The sequence below is a fragment of the Oxalobacter formigenes genome (assembly GCF_002127965.1).
In the GTDB taxonomy this organism is placed as follows: domain Bacteria; phylum Pseudomonadota; class Gammaproteobacteria; order Burkholderiales; family Burkholderiaceae_D; genus Oxalobacter; species Oxalobacter formigenes.
On sequence record NZ_CP018787.1, the window covers coordinates 2,117,340 to 2,141,192 of the forward strand.

Sequence of the window (23,853 nt, forward strand, 5' to 3'; positions counted from 1 at the left end):
GAATTAACCTCTTTGACGGAGAACGACCATGAAACGTTTATTTCTTTTGCTGGCAGCCCTTCCTCTCGTTGCCTGTACCACGACGAGCAACGAGCTTAACCAGAACCTCGAGCCTTTGCCTGCGAAAGCCATCAGTTACCAGTGCGACAGCGGCAACCGCATCATCGTAACGTACCCGGACAATGAAACGGCCGAGGTCAAATACATGGACGACACGTACCAGATGAAAATCGCCATTTCCGCCAGCGGTGCCCGCTATGTCGGTGATGGCCTTGTCTGGTGGACGAAGGGGAATGAAGCCAGCATGTACAAGGCGGTCAACAATACCGAAACAGGTGACCAGATCGAAAACTGCACGCAGGTCCTGAAATAAACCGCCTGAGCGGCAAAGGTCTGTTTTCGTTTCAAACGGCAAGAGGATGAGGCAAAAAAAAACCGTGAAAACAAGTGCTTGAACCACTTGATACGGCCTCATCTTCTGTTACCATTATTTCCTGAGCCAAACAACAGAAGGGAGATGGATTCGTGAATACTTCAGTCAAAATCACTGTTCTGGTCGATACCGAATCGTTTGACGAAAATCTCGCAAAGGAACACGGGTTTTCGGCATGGATCGAAACGGAAGGCCGCCATATCCTGTTCGATACCGGCCAGACCGGCGGCATGCTGGAAAATGCGAAGCGCCTCGGCATTGACCTGAAAAAGGCCGATACACTCGTGCTCTCCCACGGCCATTTCGACCATACCGGCCAGATCCCCCAATTTCTGGAATTAAATGACAAGGCCGAAATCTATTGCTGTTACGACCTCGGGATCACGCGCTACAGTTGCAAGATCGGGACAGACCCCCGCTCCATCGGCATGCCGGAGGCTTCCAGAGAAGCCCTGTCCACGATTTCACAAAGCCGTATTCACGAAATCGGCACACCCCGTTACCTGACCAACCGGGTTGGCATGACGGGCCCGGTTCCCCGACATTCCATGTTCGAAGATACCGGCGGCCCCTTCTTTCTGGACGACCATAGAAAGGTGGATGATCTGATTGAAGACGACCAGTCCATGTGGTTCGAAACCGATAAGGGCCTCCTGATTCTTCTCGGCTGCTGCCATGCCGGTCTGGTCAATACCGTGGAATACATCAAGGCCATTTCCGGCATCGACAAAATTCATGGCATCATCGGCGGCATGCATCTGGTCAACGCCGATGAAAAACGCCTGCAATATACCTTCGACAGCATGAAAAGCTGGAACCCGGATATCCTTGTCCCGTGCCACTGCACCGGACAGGTTCCCGTTGCCAGAATGATCGAGGCCATCGGCAGCGACATCGTCACGTGGGGCTGTTCCGGTTACACGGTAGAAGCCTGAATTTAAACAATTTATTATCTGGAGAATTTCTTATGGTATTGCTTGAACTCGCCATTTTCCCGAACGACAAGGGCACGAGCCTTTCCCCATATGTCGCCCGATGCGTGGATATCATCGACAAGAGCGGACTGGCCTATCAGTTTTCCGCGATGAGCACGACAATAGAAGGCGATTGGGATGACGTGATGAAAGTCGTCGGCGACTGTTTCAAGGCACTGGCAACCGATTGCGACCGCATCAGCGTCATGACCCGCGTCGATTACCGCGCAGGCAAGGAGTCCCGCCTGAAAAGCAAGGTGACGGCTGTCGAGGAAAAACTGGGCCGCGAAGTCGTCAAAAAACAGTAAATCTTCCGTTTCATTCCGTTCCGTCCATAAAAAAAGCATGGGAGAATTCATTTCCCCATGCTTTTTTGTTACCGGTTCAAACCGGCTCTTTTGCCGTTTATGCCACTTGAGTCCGTTTACGATTTCTTCTGCGACTCGACGATCTTCATCGCACCCGCGATCAGGCCGCCGATATCGCTCAGGTTGGACGGCACGATGATCGAATTATTGGTTTTTGCCAGTTTCTCGAAAGCGGCAACGTATTGTTCAGCCACTTTCAGGTTGACTGCGTCGCTGCCACCCTGTTCGCTGATAGCCTGACCGACCTTGCGCAAGGCTTCCGCATTGGCATCGGCAATAGCGATAATGGCGGCCGCTTCACCCTGTGCACGATTGATGGCACCTTGTTTTTCACCTTCGGACTTGGCGATTTCGGCTTCACGCTGGCCGTCGGCGATATTGATCTGTTCCTGCTTGCGGCCTTCGGAAGCGGCGATCAAGGCACGTTTTTCACGCTCGGCCGTAATCTGCGCCTGCATGGCCTGCAAAATGGCGGCTGGCGGGGTCAGATCCTTGATTTCATAACGCAGGACTTTCACGCCCCAGTTCTGTGCCGATTCGTCGATGGCAGTGACCACACAGGTATTGATGTAATCGCGTTCCTCGAATGTCTTGTCCAGTTCCAGACGGCCGATAACGGAACGCAGGGTCGTTTGGGCCAGTTGCGTAATAGCGGCGATATAGTCGGATGAGCCGTAAGATGCCCGCATCGCATCGGTAATCTGGAAATACAGAATACCGTCCACCTGCAACTGGGTATTGTCTTTCGTGATGCAGATTTGCGAAGGCACGTCCAGCGGGATTTCCTTCAGGTTGTGCTTGTAGGCGACCCGGTCGATGAACGGAACCACGATGTTCAGTCCCGGTGCGAGCGTGGCATGATATTTGCCCAGACGTTCAACGACCCACGCATGCTGCTGAGGCACGACATTGACCGATTTGGCTATAAATACAATGGCGATAAAGAGAAGAATAAAAAAGAAAAACATAAAATCCAATCGAGTATCCGTTTCCTGAAAAATTGAAAAAATTATTCGTGGCAATTATCGACGAGCAAAACAGCTCCCCGAATTTCACGAATGACGAATTGTCCTGCTTTGGGCTCAGCTTCAGGAAGAAGCTCGACATCCCAAAGCGCACCTCTATAATTGACACGGGCCCGGTAATTGCCGTCATCCGGTTTTTCCCATTTCCCGACATCAAGAGTCTGCCCGATATCCAGATAAACAGCCGGATTGCGCTGCGGATGGGGTTTTCTGAACAGCCTGCTTTTTCGCAGAATCAGCGTCACGAGCAGCCCGACAACTCCGGCAACGATAAATTGTACGGAAACGTGGGCACCCGCCATTGCCGCCAGCCCCCCGGCAGCAAGCCCGATAGCGATCATCAGCAGGTAAAACGTTCCGCTGAAAATTTCGATCGCTACCAGAATACCGGCAACCGCCAGCCAAATCATCCAGATGCTCATGAATCCCTTTATCCTCTTAATCCTTTTTGGTCGGCAGATTATTTTCGCAACATTATAGAATAGATAAGGAAAAGGCGAATATCCTTGCGGCCTGTTCACTTTTCAGGGAAAAACAAAACAGGCCGTTCAGGAAGAGCAAGACGGTTTAACAGCCTTTTATCTGGCTATCCGCCAGCGTTTGCCATGTCGAAATGACGGAATCCGGGTTCAGCGACATGGAATCGATACCCTGTTTCATCAGCCATCTTGCAAAATCGGGATGATCAGAAGGGCCCTGTCCACAGATGCCGACGTATTTGCCCTGATTGTTGCACGCGGCAATCGCTTTCGAAATCAGCGCCAGCACGGCAGGGTCGCGTTCATCGAAATCTGCCATCAGGAGATCCAGACCGGAATCGCGATCCAGACCCAGTGTCAACTGGGTCAAATCGTTGGAGCCAATTGAAAAACCATCGAACATTTCGAGGAATTCGTCTGCCAGAATCGCGTTCGACGGCACTTCACACATCATGATGATGCGCAGGCCGTTTTCACCACGGCGCAAGCCGTTGACAGCCAGCAGGTCGAGAACGGAACGGCCTTGCTTGAGGGTCCTGACAAATGGCACCATCAGTTCGACGTTGGTAAAGCCCATTTCATTGCGAACCTTTTTCATGGCGTCGCATTCCATATTGAACGCTTCGGCAAAGGATGGTGCAATGTAACGGGAAGCGCCACGGAAACCCATCATCGGGTTTTCTTCTTCCGGCTCGAACCGCGTGCCACCCATCAGGGTACGGTATTCATTGGACTTGAAGTCGGAAAGACGGACAATAACCGGTTTCGGCCAGAATGCCGCTGCAATCGTCGCGACGCCTTCCGCCAGTTTCTGGACGTAATAGGTACGCGGATTGGCATAACCGCGTGAAACGGATTCGATCGCTTTTTTCAAATCCGGATCGACGTTCGGATAAGCCAGAATGGCGTTCGGATGAACGCTGATTTCATTGATGATGAATTCCAGACGGGCAAGACCGACACCACCATTCGGAATCGATTGCAGTTTGAAGGCCAGCTGTGGATTGCCGACGTTCATGGCAATCTTGACCGGAAGCACAGGCAATTCACCGTAAGTGACTTCCGTTTCTTCCGTTTCCAGCGTGCCTTCATAAATATGACCGTCTTCGCCTTCCGCACAGGAAACGGTGACGAGTTGACCGTCTTTCAACACTTCGGTCGCGTCGCCGCAACCGACTACGGCAGGCACGCCGATTTCACGGGCGACAATCGCCGCATGGCAGGTTCGGCCGCCACGGTTCGTCACAATCGCGGCCGAACGCCTCATGACCGGTTCCCAGTTCGGGTCCGTCATATCGGCAACCAGAACGTCGCCTTCCTCGACCTTGAACATCTCGGAAGGGTCGCGGACGATACGGACGCGCCCGATACCGATTTTCTGGCCGATCGCCCGGCCTGACGCGAGCACCTTGCCCTTGCTTTTCAGTTTGAATACCTGAACGGAATCACCGGACTTCTGGGAATTGACCGTTTCAGGACGCGCCTGAAGGATGTACAGCTTGCCATCGTCGCCATCCTTGCCCCATTCGATATCCATCGGACGACCGTAATGTTTTTCGATGATGACGGCGAATTTCGCCAGTTCCATCACATCGTCATCGGTAATCGAAAAATGGCGGCGCTGTTCTTCAGGCACTTCAATCGTCTTGACCGGTGATTTCGCGTCCGCACTGGTATCGAAAACCATTTCGATCAATTTGGAACCGATTGAACGGCGGATGATCGCCATTTTGCCTTTTTCCAGCATCGGCTTGTGCACGTAGAATTCGTCCGGATTGACAGCACCCTGCACCACGGTTTCACCCAGCCCGTAGCTGGACGTGATGAAAACGACGTCCGGAAAACCGGATTCCGTATCGAGGGTAAACATGACGCCGGAAGACGCGAGATCGGAACGCACCATTTTCTGGATACCGGCCGAGAGCGCCACTTCGGCATGCTTGAAGCCACGCTGCTGGCGATAGGAAATCGCACGGTCGTTATAGAGTGAAGCGAAAACTTCCTTGACGGCATGCAGAAGATTTTCTTCGCCGACAACATTCAGGAAAGTTTCCTGCTGGCCAGCAAACGACGCATCCTGCAAGTCTTCCGCCGTTGCGGAAGAACGCACGGCAACGGAAAGTTCCCCGACCGAGGCTTTGACCATCTTGCGGTAATGCTCAAGCAATTCCGCTTCAAGGCGGGGCTGGAAAGGCGTATCCATAATCCATTGACGGATATCGGCACCGGCCATAGCCAGGGCGCGCACATCGCTGACATCGACACCGGCAAGCCTTTTTTCGATCCGTTTTGCCAGCGTTTCGTCCCCGTTTGCGCTATGGGAAAGAAAATCGCGATACGCCTGCGCCGTTGTCGCAAATCCGCCGGGAACCCTCACTCCCTTTTCCTGCAGCTGGCTGATCATTTCACCGAGAGATGCATTCTTCCCGCCAACCGATGGCACATCTTTCATTCTCAATTCTGTAAACGGAATAACGTAAACAGCCTGATCATTGGATGTTAGTGGCGATGTTTCCGACATGGTGATCTCCTTGCGCGTAAAGTGAATCAGTAACTGGTAAATGGGGAATTACATGGTATTTCGGCAAAACGGCATTTATCTTTTTATTGTACCGCGCCAGAGACTGTGTTTTTCAAAAATAATCTTTACAATAAAAGAAATTCTTCATCTCTTTGATTATTCTTTCAGACAGGTTGAAATATGACGACACAACAGGATATTCCAGGCCGTACCGTATACATAGTTTCTGACGGTACCGGCATCACGGCGGAGGCTTTGGCCCGCTCGGTCCTTTCCCAGTTCAATCTGACTTTTTCCCGGATTCATATCCCCTTTGTCGATACACTGGACAAGGTAAGGCAGGCAAAAGACCAGATTCAGGCCGAACGGGAAAAAACGGGACAGCTACCGATCGTTTTTTCCACCCTCGTCATACCGGAACTCGTTACCGAATTGCGCAAGGCCGATGCCCTGCATCTGGACGTGATCCAGACTTTCGTTGAACCGTTGAGAGCCGAACTGGGGATTTCACCGAAAGAGGAAATCGGGCTGTCTCACCAGAATATGGAAAGTCTGGAATACAAAAAGCGGATAGAAGCCATCAACTTCACACTGGAACACGACGACGGGCAGTCCAACCGGAATCTGGAAGACGCCGACGTTATTCTGGTCGGCGTATCCCGAAGCGGCAAGACACCGACCAGCCTGTATCTGGCCATGCAATACGGATTGAAAGTCGCCAACTATCCCCTGATTCCGGAAGATTTCGAACGCGGCCATATGCCCAAAGCGCTACAACCGTATAAAAACAAGCTTTTCGGATTGACCATCCAGCCGGAAAGGCTCGCCGAAGTCCGTAATGAAAGGCGTCCGAACAGCCGTTATGCGGCACTGGACAATTGCCGTTATGAAATTTCGGAAGCGGAAGGCATGATGAATCTGGAAAACATCCGCTATCTTTCCTCGACCTCGAAATCCATCGAGGAAATCGCGACGGCCATTTTAAGCAATTTGCGTTCTTATTGAAAAAGGCGGCCTGACCAGTCGCCTTTAAAAACCCGTTTACAGGATGTCGATTTCAAAGGAAGCGGCATAAGGCTCGCGAATACCGAGTTCAGTTGCCGTTTTGCGATTCAGCATCAAAACCCGGTCGTCGAACCCGTATTTTCTGTCACGCAAATTACGCTGGTGCTGGGAATCGTGATACCGCAAAAGCTGTGCTTTCCATTGCGCATCAGCTTCATCGAAACCGACGTAGAAATCCTTTTTCATACCGATTGTTTTCACGTCGCTGTTGAACAACAGGGCGATGGGCCATTCCACTTTCGACGCAATCGCCTTCATCATGTTGGCCATATCCCGATGGGCGCGATTGGAATCGTTCCCGTGAGGCATGAAAAGCAAATCAGGATGTATCTGACGGATCAGCTTTTCCAGAAAAAGCCGGTTGGCTTCATCATCGACAACCTGATCGTCAGGTGCATTATTCAGGTTCAGAAAACGGAAGTTTTGATCAGGAAGGCCAAAGAAACGAAGGCTGCCAGTCTGTTCCCTCACGCGTAACTGTCGTTTTTCTTCCTGCGTCATTCCGGCGCCGTAGACCTTATCGATACCGCTGCCTGTTTCGGCGACAAGGGCATGGATATCATGGCCCTGATTTTTCAGATATTTCAGGGTGACGCCGATTGCGTCGAAATCGTCAGGATGGGGTGCCGTCACCAGAACCGTCATCGGACGGGGCCAGACAATACTGCGCAGGTCGGTTGGAGAACTTTTTGGAAGAAGAAAATCCAGATTCGTCACTTGAAAATCCTTTCATTCACGTCCGGTGAAAAACTCAGTCGGAAAACGCTTCCGGTTCAAGGATCTTCCGGACAGGAGCATATGTCTTGCGGTGGACAGGCGAAACACCGTGAATACTTAACTGTTCCAGATGATACGCCGTCGGGTAGCCTTTATGGCGGTCGAAACCATATTCAGGGTATTGACGATGCAAATCCAGCATGACGGCGTCCCGTGCCGTTTTGGCAAGAATGGAAGCAGCCGAAATGGCAGGCACCTTGTCGTCACCCTTGACAATGGCCTTTGCAGCAATTGCAAGCTTCGGACAGCGATTGCCGTCGATCAGGGCCAGCTCCGGCCTGATCGCCAGCGACTCGATGGCCCGTTTCATCGCCAGCATGGAGGCATGCAGGATATTCAGTTCATCGATTTCTTCAATCGAGCATTCGGCGATAGCCCATGCCCTGGCGTACTGTTTGATTTCGAGCGCCAGCTCGTCCCGTCGATGTTCGGACAGTTTCTTGGAATCTTTCAGGCCAGCAATCGGATGATCCGGATCGAGAATGACCGCGGCCGCAAAAACAGGCCCCGCAATTGGCCCCCTGCCTGCCTCATCCGCTCCGCAAAAGAGCGTCACGCCTGATGCATAATCCTCATCGAACAAAGGAAGGGGCAAAGTGGAAGAAGCCGCACGTTTTCCGATTTTGTTAGCCATTGCCGTTCATGACTTCCAGAATGGCGTCGGCACTCGTCTGGGCCGTATTGCGTAACAGCGAATAGTGCATGGCAATGAAACGTTCTTCAAGACGCTGGCGGTTTGCCTGATCCGTCAGCTGGAACCACAATGCATCAGCCAAAGCCTGCCCGGTCGCCGCATTCTGGAGCAATTCAGGAACAATCATTTCACCTGCCAGAATATTGGGCAAGCCGACAGGCGGTTTGACGATATGACGTGCGATTTCCCAGGTCGCCCGCATCAGCTTGTAGGCAATGACCATCGGTTTTTTGAACAGGGCCACTTCCAGTGTTGCTGTTCCGGAGGCAACCAGCACGGCATCAGCGGCTGTAATGGCGGCATGGGAATGCCCGCGCACGATTTGCAGTGGCAAATCATCCAGACGCGCGCCGGATACCAGTTTCGTGAAATATTTCAATTGTTCGTCACCCGCCATCGGGATCACAAACTGGATCGTCGGATCGCGCTGCAACAGTATTTTCGCCGATTCGACAAAAGCCGGACTGTTATATTTCAGTTCCGACATACGGCTGCCGGGCATAATCGTGATAACCGGTTTTTCCCTGTCCAGTCCAAGGCTCGTCCGTGCGGCATCGATATCCGGACGCATCGGAATCGATTCAGCCAGCGGATGACCGACATAGGTAACGGGAATACCCGCTTTCTGGTAAATGGCTTCCTCGAAAGGAAACAGGACGAGAATGCGTGAAACGGCTTCGGCAATTTTCCTGATGCGTCCGCTGCGCCATGCCCATACCGACGGGCTGACGAAATGAACGGTCTTGATACCTGCTTTTTTCAGGGCCAGTTCAAGACTGAGATTGAATTCGGGAGAATCGATACCGACGAAAACGTCCGGCCTCTGCGCAAGCAGATGATCCCGGAGATGGTTGTGGATACCCTTGATTTCACGATAGTGCGCCAGAACCTCGAACAGGCCGTTGACGGAAAGCTTTTCCATCGGCCAGTTGCTGACGAAATCGTATTTCGCCATCTGTGGGCCACCGATGCCGTGCATCAGTGTATCGGGCAATTGGGGACGAAGCGCCGACAGCAGGTTGGCTCCCAGCAAATCGCCGGACGTTTCACCTGCTACCATGGCTATCGATCTCAAAACCCCACTCCCTATCTGTGACAACGAACGGAAACGACCTGCGCCCGATTACCTGAGCAAACCTCTTTGCGCTTCGGAAATGAAGGTATGCATCTGTTCAATATATTTGGCGGATTCCGGAGAAGCGGCCGCTTCTTCCAGCAATTTCATTTTGGCTTCTTCAAGCGTCAGGCCCGACCGGTAAACGGTTTTGTACGCCCTTTTGATCCCCGTGATCTGATCCGGGGAAAAACCGCGGCGTCTCAGACCTTCCGCATTGATGCCGTAAGCCGTTGTCGGCGTTCCGGAAGCCATGACGAAAGGAGAAATATCCTGTGAAATCTTGGCGCCAAACCCGGTCATGGCATGGTCTCCGATCCGGCAAAACTGATGGATCAGCGTAAAACCGCCGAGAATGACCCAGTCGCCGATATGAACGTGGCCTGCTAGCTGGGCGCTATTGGCGAAAATGGTGTTGTTCCCGACCTGACAGTCATGGGCCAGATGGACATACGCCATGATCCAGTTATCGTTACCCAGACGGGTTACGCCAACATCCTGTGCCGTTCCCAGATTGAAGGTGCAGAATTCACGAATGGTGTTGCGATCGCCAATTTCGAGTTTCGTTTCTTCCCCGGCGTATTTCTTGTCCTGAGGCATGGCACCCAGAGAGGCAAACTGGAAAATATGATTGTCTTCACCGATCGTCGTGTGGCCTTCAATGACGACATGTGGGCCGACTTTGGTACGGGCACCGATTTTGACGTTCGGGCCGATGATCGAATAAGGTCCGACTTCGACCGAGCTGTCCAATTCGGCTTTCGGATCGACTATTGCACTGGGATGAATCGCCATCAGGCTTCCACTTTCTGGGCGACGACACCGCCCCGAATGGCACACATCAGTTCCGCTTCAACAGCCAGCTGTCCGTCAACCATGCCCTTCGTCCTGAACTTCCACATACCTCTTGAACTGCGAACCAGTTCCGCTTCCATCACCAGCTGGTCACCCGGTTCGACTGGCCGTTTGAAACGGGCACTGTCAATCGTCGCAAAATAAACGACGGCATCCTTGTCCAGTTTGCTGTCAGCGGACATGAACGCGAAAATCGCTGCCGTCTGGGCCAGCGCCTCGATAATCAGCACACCCGGCATAACAGGATGATTCGGGAAATGGCCGTTGAAAAACTCTTCATTGGCAGTAACGTTTTTGATGGCAGTGATTTTCTTGCCGGCTTCCCAGTCGAGGACACGGTCAACGAGCAACATGGGATAACGATGGGGCAACAACTCGCGGATCTGATGAATATTCAGGGTGTTCATTTTTCAGTTTCAGTTAAGGCTTTTACAGTTTTTTCCAATTCACGGATTCTATCACGCATAGTGCCCAATTTACGCACCAGCACAGCAGTCTTTTCCCACTCCTGATGCTTTGCCAGTGGATAAAAACCGGAATAAACGCCCGGTTCGGTAACCGAACTCTGGACAACACTCGATGCCGTGATATGGGTTCTGTCCGCAATCGTCAAATGACCGCCGATCATGGCCGCTCCACCGACCGTACAGTTCTTGCCGAAAATCGCGCTACCAGCGACACCGACACAACCCGCCATCGCCGAGTTTTCACCGACATGGCAGTTATGGCCGATCTGGATCTGATTATCCAGCTTGACGCCATTTTCGATAATCGTGTCGGACAATGCACCACGGTCGATAGTCGTATTGGCACCGATCTGGACATCGTTACCGATAATGACGCGGCCTGTCTGGGGAATCTTGACCCAGACACCATCTTCATTGGCAAAACCGAAGCCTTCACATCCGATGACGGCCCCAGGACGCAAAACACCGCGTTCCCCGATTTCACATTCATTCAAAAAGATAACCCGAGGGAAGAAACGGCACCCCGCTCCGACTTTTGCCTTCCTGCCGATAAAGCAACCCGCTTCAATCACACAGTTCTCCCCGATTTCAGCTTCCGCCTCAATGGTCACAAAAGGACCGATAGAAGCCGTTGGAGCAACTTTCGCAGACGGATCGATTACCGCACTGGGATGGATGCCTTGCACCGGAGGAATGGTTTTGAAACTTTCGAACAGCTGCGCCGCATGGGCGAAATAGGCGTAAGGATTTTTGGCGACGATGCGCGAACCCTTGAACAGATCGCCAACCAGCTGATTGTCTTTCGGGGAAATGATCAGTGCACCGGCCTGGGACCGTTTCACTTCATTTCTCAGGCGGGGATTGGTCAGAAAAGTGATATGCGAGGAATCGGCATTATCGAGAGGAGCGAAACCGGCTACTTTAGTTTCGCCGTTACCAATAAGTTGACCGCCGAAGCGGTCAACGAGTTCTGCAAGACTGATTAACATCCTGATATTTGAAAAGATTATTTATTGAGTGCTTTCAGAACCTGATCGGTAATATCGACACGAGGATTGATATAGGCAGCATCCTGAACGATCAGATCATATTTTTCCGCTTTGGCAATCCGGTCGATTTCCTTGTTCACACGATCGACAACCTTGGCCAGTTCTTCATTGCGGCGTTGCATCAGGTCTTCACGGAATGCACGCTGCTTGCGCTGGAAATCCTGGGACAGGTCGGCCAGTTCACGCTGGCGTTTCAAACGATCGGACTCGGTCAGAACAGGCATATCCTTTTCAAGTTTTTCGCTCATCGTTTTCAAACGGGCCTGCGCACCGTGCATTTCCTTGGCACGTTTTGAAAAATCGGCTTCGAGTTTTTTCTCGGCTGCCTTGGCAGGAGCGGATTCGCTCATGATCTTGTCAGGATTGATATAACCCACTTTGGACGTCTGGGCCTGTGCGAAACCAAAGATACCCAAACAAAATGCAAGGACGGCTATTTTTTTCGTATCCATAAGAGTTTTAGCAAAATTATTCAAGTTACTTCTCCAAAAAATAAATCGTCAATATGTTTATTATGCCATCGATTCACTAGAAACCGGTACCCAACTGGAACTGGAAGGCTTCTTTTTGATCGCCTTCTTTCGAATTCAGCGGGATACCGTAACTGAGTTTCAAAGGACCGATCGGCGACACCCAACTGACACCGAACCCGGCTGAGTATCTCAAATTACCCAGATCAATGTTTTGATTGTCCGCATAAACGTTACCTGCATCGAGGAAGGTAAACCAGCGCAAAGTCTTGTCGCCGCCCATGCCCGGCATCGGGAATTGCAATTCCACATTACCGACAACGCGTTTGGTACCACCGAGATAAACACGATTGCCATAATAATCGTATTCAACACGTCCCAGAGAAGAGCTTTCATAGCCACGAACCGTACCCATACCACCGGCATAGAAGTTCTTGAAAAGAGGATATGGATTTCCGCCGAGACCTTTACCATAATCGACCATGCCGTTCAAAGCCAGAGTCCCGCTCGAGAAAAGTGGCATGAAATACTGGTGCTGATAGGACAACTTATAGTATTTCATATCGCCCAGAAGAGAAACTTCGGCATTCGCCTTCTGGTATCGGCCTTTGGTCGGAATAAGGGCACTGTCACGATTATCCCTTTGCCAGGCAACCGTCAACGGTACCGACCAGGCAGAAGCTGTAGTCCCGTCTGTACCGAACTGCCGCACGAATTCCAGATATTGCGGTGGACTGTTCCAGTAAGTGTCGATACTGGTATTTTCAACCCCTACACCGAAAAATACCCTGTCCACTTCGGTAAACGGAATACCGAAATTGACGTTTCCGCCCATTGTTTTGACTTTATAATCGCTATCGTTAATCAAAGGCGGCCGGATCGTACGATAAAAGATTTCGTAACGGCGGCTGATACCATCGTCGGTAAAATAAGGATTGGTCTGTGCCAGCGAAATCGTTCTGTAGCGCTGGCTGGTATTGACGTTCAAGGCAACGTCATTACCGGTACCGGCAAAATTCTGCTGTTCGATGGAGCCCGACAGCAACAGTTTGTCACTTTGAGAAAAACCGGCGCCCAGCATGACGTTACCAGTCGGTTTTTCGACGACCTTCATATTGACGTCAACCTGATCGACGGTTCCCTGAACCTCGGGGGTTTCGACAGCCACTTCAGTAAAGAAACCCAGACGGTCAACACGGTCACGGGACAATTTGATGTTCTTGCCGTTATACCATGAACCCTCCATTTGACGGAATTCACGACGAATGACTTCATCACGGGTCTTGTTATTGCCCGCAATCGTAATCTGGCGGACATAAACACGCTTGCCCGGATCGACGAAAATCGTGAAAGCGACTTCTTTCTTTTCACGATCGATATCGGGCTGCGGATTGACATTCGCAAACGCATAACCAAAGTTGCCCAGATATTCGGTAATGTCCCTGGAACTGTTCGTCAGTTTCTCACCGGAATAAACATCGCCTTTTTTCAGCTGGATGAGATTGCGGATTTCTTTTTCACGACCGAAAAGCTCGCCCTCGAGCCGGATGTCGGAAACCTTGTACTTGTCACCTTCCTTGATATTGACGGTGATGTAAATGTCTTTCTTGTCGGATGTGATCGACACCTGCGTCGATTCAACCTGCATTTCGATGTAACCGCGATTCTGGTAGTACGACTTGATAGCTTCAAGATCGCCCGTCATTTTTTCCTTGGAATACTGGTCTGCCTTGGTATACCAGGTAAACCAGCCCGGCGTACGCAACTTGATGACCTCCAGCAATTTCTTGTCCGAGAATGCCTTGTTGCCGACGAATTTGATCTGCTTGATACGCGCCACTTCACCTTCATCAACCGTGAAGTTGACAGCGACCCTGTTCCGTTCAACCGGAGTGATCGTCGTCGTAATCTGGACACCATACAGGCCATGAGACAGGTATTGCCTTTTCAGTTCCTGCTCTGCACGATCAAGCAGCGAACGGTCATAAATACGGCCTTCACCGAGTCCGACATCTTTAAGCGACTTGATCAGGGCTGCCTTTTCGAATTCCTTGGCACCTGTAAAATCCACACTGGCAATCGCAGGCCTTTCTTCAACGATAACGACCAGAACGTCGCCTTCAGCGTCAATTCTGACATCCTTGAAAAAGCCGGTAGCATAAAGCGCCTTGATGGCTGAAACGGCTTTTTCATCATTAAACGTTTCACCCACACGAACAGGCAGGTAATTGAAAACCGTTCCCGCTTCAGTACGCTGAATGCCTTCTACACGAATATCCTTGACGGTAAAAGGCTCGACTGCCTGGGCAACATTCGAATAAAAAGCCATGGATATCGCTGCCAGCAGTGACAAACGAAAAGGCAAACGTTGATGAAATAATTTCATGAATCTGATTTTAGACGCCACAAAAAACTCACATTCAGCCGGTTTTTCACTCAGAAAAAGATCCGGATGACATCATTAAAAACGGCAACCAATAACAATAATCCAAGGATACCGACACCGATTTTATAGCCTATTTTCGCAATACGATCCGAAATAGAACCACCAGTCACAACTTCCACTGCATAATACAGCAAAAGTCCTCCATCCAGAACAGGTATCGGAAGTAAATTCATCACACCGATACTGATACTGATGAACACGATAAAATGGAGATAGCGGATAAGCCCGGCGCGGGCTGTCTGCCCGGCATAATCGGCAATGGCAATCGGACCGGTGATATTTTTCAGCGACACATCGCCAACCAGCATTCTGCCAATCATTTTTACCGTGATATACGAGGTATCCCAGGTTTTCGAAATGCCTTCCATCAGCGCAACCGGAACGCTGTAACTCAGTATGGTCATTTCAGGCATGACAGAAATATTGGCGTCCATTTTGCCGATCAACTGGTCTTTGACCGTTTTCGCTTCCGGCGTCAGGGTAATGCTGACCGGTTCATTATTGCGCAAAACGTCCAGCGCCAACGTTTTTCCGGGGGATTGCCGGATGATATTGACGAGTGCAAGAGAATCCAGAACAGGTTCTCCGTCGATTTTGACGATTTTGTCACCTTCCATAAGACCTGACTGTGCGGCAACACCTCCTTCAATCGTTTTTCCGACAATGGCGGGTGGCCTCTCGACACCGAGGCCGAGTTTGCCGATAAAATCCTTGTCGACGTCTTCAATCGACACCTGATTCATGGGCAACATGACTGTTTTTTCCGGGACACGCGGCGCGCCTTCAGCATCCGTTGGCCCTGAAGAAGCGACCCCGACGGAAACCGCCGACCGTGCTTCCATCAGCATTTCAGTCATTTTCCAGCGTACCTGCTGCCAGTTATGGATCGGCATGCCGTCAATGTTGACGATGGTTTCGCCGCCCCTCAAACCGGCCTGATAAGCAACTGTATTGGTCGGCACTTCGCGAAGTTTTGCAATTGGCTCAGGCATGCCGTAGATATAAAGTCCGGTCAAAACGACGATGGCCAGCACGAAATTGGCCAGCGGCCCTGCCGCAACGATGGCAATACGGCGCCAGACATTCTGGCTGGTAAATTCACGTTTCCTGTCCTCCGGCGAAACCTGACTCAAATCGTCGGCTCTTGCATCAAGCAATTTGACATACCCGCCCAGAGGCAACGCGGAAAGCGCCCACTCCGTCTGGTCAGGGCCGAATTTGCGGCTATACAGGATTTTCCCCATCCCCAGAGAAAAACGCAGAACCTTGACATTGCAAAGACGGGCCATCCAGTAATGACCCAGCTCATGAAAGACGATGAGTACGGACAAGGCAAAGATGAATGCAAAAAATGTTTGAATGAATATCATTGCAAAATCAAATCGGTTGCGACCGTCCGTGCTGCGCGGTCATGCATTAAAACACTATCGATCGTCGTTACAGCACTTTCTGTCATTACCTTGTCCAGAACATTGGCCACAACGTAATCAATCCGTCGGAAACTGATTCTCTCGTCCAGAAAAGCCTGAACGGCCACTTCGTTGGCGGCATTCAGAATGGCCGGTGTCGCCCCACCCGTTTCAAGCGCTTCATAAGCCAGCTTCAGGCAAGGAAAACGGACGAAATCGGGGGACTCGAACTGCAAGGTACCGATCCGTGTCAGATCCAGAGGCGTCACTCCGGACGTCATCCGGTCAGGATAAGCGAGCGCATGGGCAATCGGAATCCGCATATCCGGATTTCCAAGCTGTGCAATGACCGAACCGTCAATATAGGAAACCATTGAATGAATGACGCTTTGGGGGTGAATGACCACTTCAATCTGGCTTGCCGGAATACCGAAGAGCCAGTGCGCCTCGATCACTTCCAGTCCTTTATTCATCATGGTAGCAGAATCGACGGATATTTTGCGCCCCATTACCCATTTCGGATGGGCGATCGCCTGTTCCGGTGTCACGCTATCCAGTGTATCGACTGGTCGATGCAAAAAAGGGCCGCCTGAAGCGGTCAGCAAAACCTTCGAAACACCATGCTGATGCGGAAAACGCTTGTGTGAAAAGGGTAGACACTGAAAAATGGCATTGTGTTCGCTGTCGATAGGCAACAAGGTGGCATCGTGATTGATGACAGCGTCGATAAACAGCTGGCCGGACATCACCAGTGCTTCCTTGTTGGCGAGCATGACTTTTTTGCCTGCACGTGCCGCTGCCAATGCCGGCGCGAGACCTGCAGCGCCGACAATGGCCGCCATGACGGCATCGCATTTTTCGGAGGCGGCCACTTGGCAAAGCGCTTTCTCGCCATACAAAACTTCGGTTTTCAGCCCTTTGGAACGCAAGGATTTCTGAAGAAGCAATGCCGATTCCGGCGTGCCGACAACGGCGACTTCAGGCTGGAATTTTTCGCACTGTTCCAGTAATTGGTCAACATGCCGGTTCGCCGTCAGGGCATAAACGGAATACTGATCCGGATGGCGCGACAGCACATCCAGCGTCGAGACACCGATTGAGCCTGTAGAACCCAGAACTGTGATGACCTGCCTTCGCGCCGTCATTTTTATAGCCACATCCCCAATAAAACGGCCAGTGGCAACATCGGGATCAGGGAATCGATACGATCCAGAACGCCGCCATGCCCTGGCAACAAGTTACTGCTGTCTTTGAAACCGATACGCCGTTTCAGTTTCGATTCAAGCAAATCACCCACGATACTCATGGCGACCAGCAAGACAAGGCCTCCGATCATTCCGCCCCAGCCGTACTTTTCAAATATCAGCACACTGATATTGGATTCAGGAGTTGAAAAATTCATGGAGGCAATGGCAAGCAGTATAACAGTCACCATGCCGCCGACAACACCTTCCCAGGTTTTTCCCGGAGAAATGGCCGGAGCCAGTTTATGCCTGCCGAACGCTCTTCCTGCAAAATAGGCACCGATATCGGCCAGCCATGCAATCACAAGGATCGACAGCAAAAACAGCGCAGAACGCTTATACAGGAGAAGCACGCACAGGAAACTGGAAAGAATGGAAAACAGGTAACAAGCCTGATAAATATGGCCCGACAAGGTATGCAGGGGCGGTATCGTGCGGAAAAGCGACGGGATAAGCAAAGCGATCCAGATCAGCACGGCAACGAAGGCAAACCAGATATAGGCGGTGGAAGACAGCCACAACCCGGTAAATACAAATATCAGGCTTGCCAATACAGCAACGGCTATCGGATATCTGTTATCGAAAAGTCTGGCGTTTTCCCAGGCACCCGCGGCAAAAAACACCAGCAGGAACAGTCCGAAAAGCCATTCACTCCGGGACCAGAGGATCAAAAACAAAACTGCAGCCAGACATAAAGCGGTTATGACTCGTTGTTTCAGCATTTGCCTAATCCGTTAATTGTTCACTGGTTTTTCCGAACCGTCGTTCTCTCGACTGGAAAGACGCGATTGCCTTTTCCAGTTCTTCATTGTCGAAATCGGGCCAGAAGGTTTCTGTAAAATATAACTCCGAATAGGCCAATTGCCAAAGAAGAAAATTTGAAATTCGTGTTTCACCGCCCGTGCGGATGAAAAGATCCGGTTCAGGAGCGTAGGAAAGGGCAAGATAAGACGACAAACGTTCTTCCGTCATGTCTTTTACATCCAGCCCTTCCGAAGACATCCGTCTCGCTGCCTGCAAGATATCCCAGCGGCCGCCATAGTTGGCGCAAACCGTCAGCGTGAGTGTCGAATTTTTCGACGTTTTTTCTTCTGCAACGGTTATAGCCTTCTGTAAAGGCACATCGAAACGGCTCAAGTCACCGACCACTTTGAGCCGGATATCGTTGTCGTGCAATTTATCGGTCTCTTTTTCAAGAGAAGAAAGAAACAGGTTCATCAGGAAACTGACTTCCTCGCCCGGTCTTTTCCAGTTTTCCGAGCTGAACGCAAAAACCGTCAGATAAGGGATATTGCGAACGATACATCCTTCAATTGTCCGCCTGATCGCTTCCACGCCTTTGACATGTCCGGCAACACGGGGCAAAAAACGTTTTTTCGCCCAGCGTCCGTTTCCATCCATCACAATAGCAATATGCTGCGGCATAAGATTCTTATCCGCAGCATATGTTGAAGTCTGATCGCTAACCATATCGGATACGGTCCGCTTATACTGTCATGACTTCTTTTTCCTTGTCGGCAAGCAGCTTGTCGATTTGCTGGACAAATTTGTCAGTCAGTTTCTGGATGTCGTCCTGTGAACGGCGTTCATCGTCTTCCGAGCACTCCTTGTCCTTGACCATTTTCTTCACGGCTTCATTGGCGTCACGGCGAATGTTCCTGACGGCAACCTTCGCGTCTTCACCTTCCGTCTTGACCAGCTTGACCATTTCCTTGCGGCGTTCTTCCGTCAACGCTGGTGTCGGAACGCGAATGATTTCACCCATCGTCGAAGGATTCAGGCCCAGATCGGAATCGCGAATGGCTTTTTCGATAGCGTTGACCATTTTCTTTTCCCACGGCTGGACAGAAATGGTACGTGCGTCCAGCAAGGTGATATTGGCAACCTGGCTGATCTTGGTTGGTGAACCGTAATAATCGACTTCTACATGATCGAGAATACCGGTATGAGCCCGGCCAGTCCGAACCTTGGCCAGATCGGCTTTCAGTGACTCGATCGATTTGTTCATTTTCTGTTCGGCACTTTTTTTCACATCGGCAATACTCATGACACTTCCTTATGCAAAATAAACCTGACCGGAAAAAACCGGATTGTCAGTGTAAGGTTTAAAGGTGAACCAGCGTTCCCTCGTCTTCACCCAGAAGAACACGTTTTAAGGCACCGTGTTTCAGGATCGAGAATATTTTAATCGGTAATTTCTGATCGCGACAGAGGGCAAATGCAGCGGCATCCATGACTTCAAGATGCTTTTCAATCGCTTCGTCAAAAGTGATGTGCGAATAACGGGAAGCCGACGCATCTTTCATCGGATCGGCGCTGTAGACGCCATCGACCTTGGTCGCTTTCAGAACGATTTCAGCACCCATTTCCGCGCCACGCAAGGCAGCAGCGGTATCGGTCGTGAAAAACGGATTGCCGGTACCTGCAGCGAAAACGACTACCTTGCCTTCTTCCAGATACTGGAGCGCTTTCGGCCGGACATAGGATTCGACAACCTGGTCGATACCGATGGCAGACATGACACGTGCCGTCAAACCGGCCTGCTCCATGGCATCGGCCAAAGCGAGGGAATTGATGACCGTGGCCAGCATCCCCATATAATCGGCCGTCGCACGATCCATTCCCTTTGCGCCGGGAGCGACGCCCCGGAAAATATTGCCACCACCGATAACGATAGCCATTTCAACGCCCAGCTTCGCCGCATCGACCACGTCTTCAACCATATGTTCGATAGAAGCACGATTGATGCCGAACTGGTCTTCGCCCATAAGAGCTTCACCTGACAACTTCAGAAGAACCCGCTTGTATACAGGAGTGGTCATGATTGCGATTCCTTAATTGACAACGTTAAGACATTGGAATGAACGAGAAGGACAGAACTTGCAAAAACGGGCCTTTCGGCCCGTTTTCAAATTGCCATCAAGCTTTGGACGCTGCCATCTGGGCAGCCACTTCCTCAGCGAAGTTATCCACTTTCTTCTCGATCCCTTCGCCCACAACATAAAGGGTAAAGGATTTCAAAGTGGTTTTCGCTTCTTTCAGCATTTGTTCAACAGACTGTTTGTCGTTTTTGACAAATGGCTGGTTCAGAAGGGAAACTTCTTTCAAAAATTTCTGTACCGAACCTTCAACACGACGCGCAACGATATCGGCTGGCTGTGCTTTTTTGCCTTCGGCAACGGCCTTGGCGGAATCTTCAGCCGCTTTCTGTGCGGCAACCGAACGTTCCCGTTCGATCAGTTCAGGAGAGACACCTTCCGAAGACAGGGCAACCGGTTTCATTGCAGCGATATGCATGGCAACGTCTTTACCGACCTGTTCGTCAGGGCCTTCGTATTCGACAACAACACCGATGCGGGTTCCGTGCAGATAGGTTGCGATTTTGGCGCTGCTTTCGTGACGGGCGAAACGGCGGATCGACATGTTTTCACCGATACGACCCACGAGCGCTGTGCGATATTCTTCAAGCGTCTTGCCATCGAAAGGCAAGGCGGACAAGGCAGCCACGTCTGCCGGATTGTTGTCATTGACCAGTTTTGCACAGCTGTTTGCCAGTGCAATGAAGTCATCATTCTTGGTAACGAAGTCGGTTTCACAGTTGACTTCGATGATGGAAGCGGTGTTTCCATCGACGTGAATGGCGATAACGCCTTCAGCGGTAACGCGGGAAGACGCTTTCGAAGCCTTGTTGCCCAGTTTGACGCGCAACAGGTCTTCCGCTTTCTGCAGATCACCGTCCGCTTCGGTTAACGCTTTTTTGCATTCCATCATAGGAGCGTCCGTCTTGGCACGCAATTGACCTACCATGGCTGCTGTAATGACTGCCATATTGTTCTCCTCTCAAGGGGAGCTACAGCTCCCGACTACCTGTTTCTTCAAACAGCCTGTTTCCGGACCGGAAACAGGCCTGCAAACTTTTAGTTGCTTTCTGCGGCAACAGCTTCTTCGCCTTTGGCGGCTTCGAGAACGTCGTGCATTGCATTGGCACGGCCTTCGAGGATCGCGTCAGCTACGCCGCGAGCGTACAACTGGATGGCTTTGGACGAATCGTCGTTACCTGGAATAACGTAAGCCAGACCTTCAGGGGAATGGTTGGTATCGACAACGCCGATAACAGGGATACCCAGTTTGGCAGCTTCGGTGATAGCACCTTTGTGATAGCCGACGTCGACAACGAAAATGGCGTCAGGCAAACCGTTCATGTCCTTGATGCCACCGATGGATTTCTGCAGTTTTTCAACTTCGCGCGAGAACATCAGGCCTTCTTTCTTGCTCATCTTTTCGACAGAGCCGTCTTCAATGGCAGCTTCCATGTCTTTCAGACGTTTGATGGAGGTCTTGATGGTCTTGAAGTTGGTCAGCATGCCGCCGAGCCAGCGCTGGTCGACGAAAGGCATACCGGCACGCTGTGCTTCGGCAGCGATGATGTCGCGAGCCTGTCTTTTGGTTCCAACCATCAGAATCGTACCGCGATTGGCAGCCAGCTGACGGATGTAGTTCATCGCGTCGTTGTACATTGCCAGGGTTTTTTCGAGATTGACGATATGGATTTTGTTGCGGTGACCAAAGATGAAAGGAGCCATCTTCGGGTTCCAGAAACGGGTTTGGTGGCCGAAATGGACACCGGCTTCCAGCATTTCACGCATGGTTACGGACATAATAATCTCCAGGGTTAGGTCTTGAATTCGCCCAAGAACTCTTGATGAGCACCCTTTCAGGTCGAATTCGCGATTTTTGCTATAAAAAATAAAACAACTTCTTGAAAAATTTCAAGAGTTCATCATTGTACTGTAAAAACCATTTTGCTTAAAGGGATTAACCGATAAAAATAGCGGCAAACATACAAATTCTTTTTTTTATTCCCGTAACTGTTAGAGTAATACCTTACGTTCCGTTACCTTCAACTCATTTCTCGGATTGAACCACAATGAACGCACTTTACTCCATCGACGCCATCCGGACTATCGAACGCTCTGCTCTCGCCGATCTGCCCAAGGGAACGCTCATGCAGCGTGCAGGCAGTGAAGCCGCCAGTCTTGCCATGCACATGCTGGCGAAATCCGCCGATACAAAAAAAGAAGTCCTCGTTCTCGCCGGTCCGGGCAACAACGGTGGTGACGCCCTGGAAATGGCGACCATTCTGGCAAACGATGGCGTGGCCGTCTCCGTTTTACTGGTGGCAAACCGGAAAAAACAGTCCGAAGAAGCCATTCTCGCCAGAAAAAAAGCCGTCAAGAGCCCTGTGCACTGGGAAGACGCCCTTTCGCTCAAAACGACACTGGAGAGTATCCGTTCAAAAAAATGGGCGCTCGTTGTCGATGGCATGTTCGGCATCGGACTGAAAGAAGCCCTGACAGGCAACCGGCAAAAACTGGTCGAAATCGTCAATACATTCAAATGTCCGATACTGGCCCTTGACGTTCCCAGCGGCCTGAACGCAAATACGGGCAACATCGTCGGAAAAGAAGAAATTGCCGTTCACGCGACCGATACGATTACGTTCATCGCCGACAAACCGGGACTCCATACCCGAAAAGGGCGCGACTGCGCCGGAAGAGTCCATGTGGTCACGCTGGATGTCGACAGGAAATATTTTCCCGAAACCCGGTGCTGGCTGAATTCACCGGATCTGTTTGAATCCTGTCTGAAACCGCGCCCGGAAGATTCGCACAAAGGCAGTTATGGCCGCATCGCCATTGTCGGAGGGACACAAGGCATGAGCGGCGCGCCGGTACTCGCCGCAAAGGCAGCTCTCTTTTCCGGTGCCGGATTGTGTTATGCCATTTACCTGAAAAACCCGCCAGCCTACGACCCGGTTTCTCCTGAAATCATGTTTCGTGCTGCACACCAGTTCGATTTTGCCACCGACGTCATCGTGACCGGGCCCGGATTGGGCAAATCCGGCGCCGCCAGGGATATCGTGATCAAAACGATTGAAGCCCATACGCCAATCGTTCTGGACGCCGATGCCCTGAACATTCTTTCAGAAAACGGGGCGATCGCCCAAATGCTTTCAGAAAGAGATTCCCCGACGATCATCACGCCGCACCCGCTGGAAGCTGCAAGACTTTTGAAAACCACCAGTGACGTCATTCAGGCCAACCGGCTCGAAGCTGCCAGAGAACTGGCCCGGCGATTCAAGGCTGTCGCCGTTCTCAAGGGATCGGGAACCGTCATCGCCTCACCGGACGGCAAAACGGTCATCAACCCGACCGGCAACCCGGCACTGGCAACAGCAGGAACAGGGGACGTTCTTTCCGGAATTACCGGTGCACTGATCGCGCAGGGCTGGCCTGCATGGGAAGCCACCCTCGCTGCCGTCTGGCTGCATGGCAAGGCCGCCGATACACTGGCTCTTCGCCGTCACGGACCAATTGGAACGGTGGCAGGTGAACTGGCTCCTGAAGTCCGCTTGCAACTGAATCTTCTGGTTAAGCGAAAGACTTAAAAAAAGCCCCGGATA

At 51.3% G+C, this 23,853-nt stretch carries 24 protein-coding genes; 5 read left to right on the forward strand and 19 right to left on the reverse strand.

Going from position 1 to position 23,853, the window contains the following annotated elements:
• Positions 1 to 28: 28 nt before the first annotated feature.
• The 3 genes from BRW83_RS10085 to BRW83_RS10095 all read left to right on the forward strand — a co-directional run bounded on the left by BRW83_RS10085 (position 29) and on the right by BRW83_RS10095 (position 1,715).
• A complete protein-coding gene (locus BRW83_RS10085; protein ID WP_005879611.1) occupies positions 29 to 373 on the forward strand; it encodes an MliC family protein in 345 nt (114 codons plus the stop codon).
• Between the two features lie 152 nt (positions 374 to 525).
• Positions 526 to 1,368: an MBL fold metallo-hydrolase gene (locus tag BRW83_RS10090; RefSeq protein WP_005879609.1), complete on the forward strand. Its 843-nt coding sequence runs from the start codon at positions 526 to 528 to the stop codon at positions 1,366 to 1,368.
• Between the two features lie 32 nt (positions 1,369 to 1,400).
• Positions 1,401 to 1,715, forward strand: coding sequence for an MTH1187 family thiamine-binding protein (locus tag BRW83_RS10095; protein WP_005879607.1), 315 nt, complete (start codon positions 1,401 to 1,403; stop codon positions 1,713 to 1,715).
• A gap of 116 nt (positions 1,716 to 1,831) precedes the next feature.
• Here the strand turns inward: BRW83_RS10095 and BRW83_RS10100 are convergent, their stop codons facing one another.
• The 3 genes from BRW83_RS10100 to ppsA form a co-directional block, all read right to left on the reverse strand.
• On the reverse strand, positions 1,832 to 2,743 hold the full coding sequence (locus tag BRW83_RS10100; RefSeq protein WP_036602506.1) for an SPFH domain-containing protein: 912 nt from the start codon (positions 2,741 to 2,743) through the stop codon (positions 1,832 to 1,834).
• Positions 2,744 to 2,784: 41 nt separating this feature from the next.
• Entirely contained in the window at positions 2,785 to 3,222 is a 438-nt protein-coding gene (locus tag BRW83_RS10105) for an NfeD family protein (RefSeq protein ID WP_005879604.1), read from the reverse strand.
• 145 nt (positions 3,223 to 3,367) lie between these two features.
• Entirely contained in the window at positions 3,368 to 5,800 is a 2,433-nt protein-coding gene (gene ppsA / locus BRW83_RS10110; RefSeq protein ID WP_005879603.1) for a phosphoenolpyruvate synthase, read from the reverse strand.
• A gap of 180 nt (positions 5,801 to 5,980) precedes the next feature.
• On the opposite strand from ppsA, the gene ppsR reads away from it, so the two are divergent.
• Positions 5,981 to 6,805 (forward strand): posphoenolpyruvate synthetase regulatory kinase/phosphorylase PpsR, encoded by an 825-nt coding sequence (ppsR, locus tag BRW83_RS10115; RefSeq protein WP_005879602.1) that lies wholly within the window; start codon positions 5,981 to 5,983, stop codon positions 6,803 to 6,805.
• A 36-nt stretch (positions 6,806 to 6,841) separates the two neighbouring features.
• Here ppsR and BRW83_RS10120 read toward each other — a convergent pair whose 3' ends face one another.
• From BRW83_RS10120 to rpsB, 16 genes are all read right to left on the reverse strand, one after another.
• Positions 6,842 to 7,582, reverse strand: coding sequence for a PIG-L deacetylase family protein (locus tag BRW83_RS10120; RefSeq protein ID WP_005879601.1), 741 nt, complete (start codon positions 7,580 to 7,582; stop codon positions 6,842 to 6,844).
• 34 nt (positions 7,583 to 7,616) lie between these two features.
• Complete coding sequence (gene rnhB / locus BRW83_RS10125; RefSeq protein WP_005879600.1) at positions 7,617 to 8,276, reverse strand: ribonuclease HII; 660 nt, start codon at positions 8,274 to 8,276, stop codon at positions 7,617 to 7,619.
• Entirely contained in the window at positions 8,269 to 9,396 is a 1,128-nt protein-coding gene (gene lpxB, locus BRW83_RS10130) for a lipid-A-disaccharide synthase (protein WP_005879598.1), read from the reverse strand. The genes rnhB and lpxB overlap by 8 nt, the downstream gene beginning before the upstream one ends.
• Positions 9,397 to 9,459: 63 nt before the next feature.
• Positions 9,460 to 10,245, reverse strand: a complete 786-nt coding sequence (gene lpxA / locus BRW83_RS10135; protein WP_005879596.1) for an acyl-ACP--UDP-N-acetylglucosamine O-acyltransferase — start codon at positions 10,243 to 10,245, stop codon at positions 9,460 to 9,462.
• Positions 10,245 to 10,712, reverse strand: coding sequence for a 3-hydroxyacyl-ACP dehydratase FabZ (fabZ, locus tag BRW83_RS10140; RefSeq protein ID WP_005879594.1), 468 nt, complete (start codon positions 10,710 to 10,712; stop codon positions 10,245 to 10,247). The genes lpxA and fabZ overlap by 1 nt, the downstream gene beginning before the upstream one ends.
• Positions 10,709 to 11,761, reverse strand: a complete 1,053-nt coding sequence (gene lpxD / locus BRW83_RS10145; RefSeq protein WP_005879593.1) for a UDP-3-O-(3-hydroxymyristoyl)glucosamine N-acyltransferase — start codon at positions 11,759 to 11,761, stop codon at positions 10,709 to 10,711. Before lpxD ends, fabZ begins: the two co-directional genes overlap by 4 nt.
• Before the next feature lie 17 nt (positions 11,762 to 11,778).
• Complete coding sequence (locus BRW83_RS10150) at positions 11,779 to 12,273, reverse strand: OmpH/Skp family outer membrane protein (protein ID WP_081442176.1); 495 nt, start codon at positions 12,271 to 12,273, stop codon at positions 11,779 to 11,781.
• A gap of 76 nt (positions 12,274 to 12,349) precedes the next feature.
• Positions 12,350 to 14,677: an outer membrane protein assembly factor BamA gene (bamA, locus tag BRW83_RS10155; protein ID WP_005879591.1), complete on the reverse strand. Its 2,328-nt coding sequence runs from the start codon at positions 14,675 to 14,677 to the stop codon at positions 12,350 to 12,352.
• 50 nt (positions 14,678 to 14,727) lie between these two features.
• Positions 14,728 to 16,107: an RIP metalloprotease RseP gene (rseP, locus tag BRW83_RS10160; RefSeq protein ID WP_005879590.1), complete on the reverse strand. Its 1,380-nt coding sequence runs from the start codon at positions 16,105 to 16,107 to the stop codon at positions 14,728 to 14,730.
• Positions 16,104 to 17,291, reverse strand: a complete 1,188-nt coding sequence (gene ispC, locus BRW83_RS10165) for a 1-deoxy-D-xylulose-5-phosphate reductoisomerase (protein ID WP_005879589.1) — start codon at positions 17,289 to 17,291, stop codon at positions 16,104 to 16,106. The genes rseP and ispC overlap by 4 nt, the downstream gene beginning before the upstream one ends.
• A gap of 2 nt (positions 17,292 to 17,293) precedes the next feature.
• Entirely contained in the window at positions 17,294 to 18,112 is an 819-nt protein-coding gene (locus BRW83_RS10170; RefSeq protein ID WP_005879587.1) for a phosphatidate cytidylyltransferase, read from the reverse strand.
• A gap of 4 nt (positions 18,113 to 18,116) precedes the next feature.
• A complete protein-coding gene (uppS, locus tag BRW83_RS10175) occupies positions 18,117 to 18,860 on the reverse strand; it encodes a polyprenyl diphosphate synthase (protein WP_005879586.1) in 744 nt (247 codons plus the stop codon).
• Positions 18,861 to 18,876: 16 nt separating this feature from the next.
• The gene (frr, locus tag BRW83_RS10180) at positions 18,877 to 19,437 is read right to left on the reverse strand and encodes a ribosome recycling factor (protein ID WP_005879585.1); all 561 of its coding nucleotides are present in this window, start codon (positions 19,435 to 19,437) and stop codon (positions 18,877 to 18,879) included.
• Between the two features lie 58 nt (positions 19,438 to 19,495).
• Positions 19,496 to 20,212, reverse strand: a complete 717-nt coding sequence (pyrH, locus tag BRW83_RS10185) for a UMP kinase (RefSeq protein WP_005879584.1) — start codon at positions 20,210 to 20,212, stop codon at positions 19,496 to 19,498.
• Between the two features lie 97 nt (positions 20,213 to 20,309).
• On the reverse strand, positions 20,310 to 21,218 hold the full coding sequence (gene tsf / locus BRW83_RS10190) for a translation elongation factor Ts (RefSeq protein WP_005879583.1): 909 nt from the start codon (positions 21,216 to 21,218) through the stop codon (positions 20,310 to 20,312).
• An 89-nt stretch (positions 21,219 to 21,307) separates the two neighbouring features.
• Entirely contained in the window at positions 21,308 to 22,048 is a 741-nt protein-coding gene (rpsB, locus tag BRW83_RS10195) for a 30S ribosomal protein S2 (protein ID WP_005879582.1), read from the reverse strand.
• A gap of 269 nt (positions 22,049 to 22,317) precedes the next feature.
• Here rpsB and BRW83_RS10200 point away from each other — a divergent pair, with 269 nt between their 5' ends.
• On the forward strand, positions 22,318 to 23,838 hold the full coding sequence (locus BRW83_RS10200; protein ID WP_005879581.1) for an NAD(P)H-hydrate dehydratase: 1,521 nt from the start codon (positions 22,318 to 22,320) through the stop codon (positions 23,836 to 23,838).
• Positions 23,839 to 23,853 lie beyond the last annotated feature (15 nt).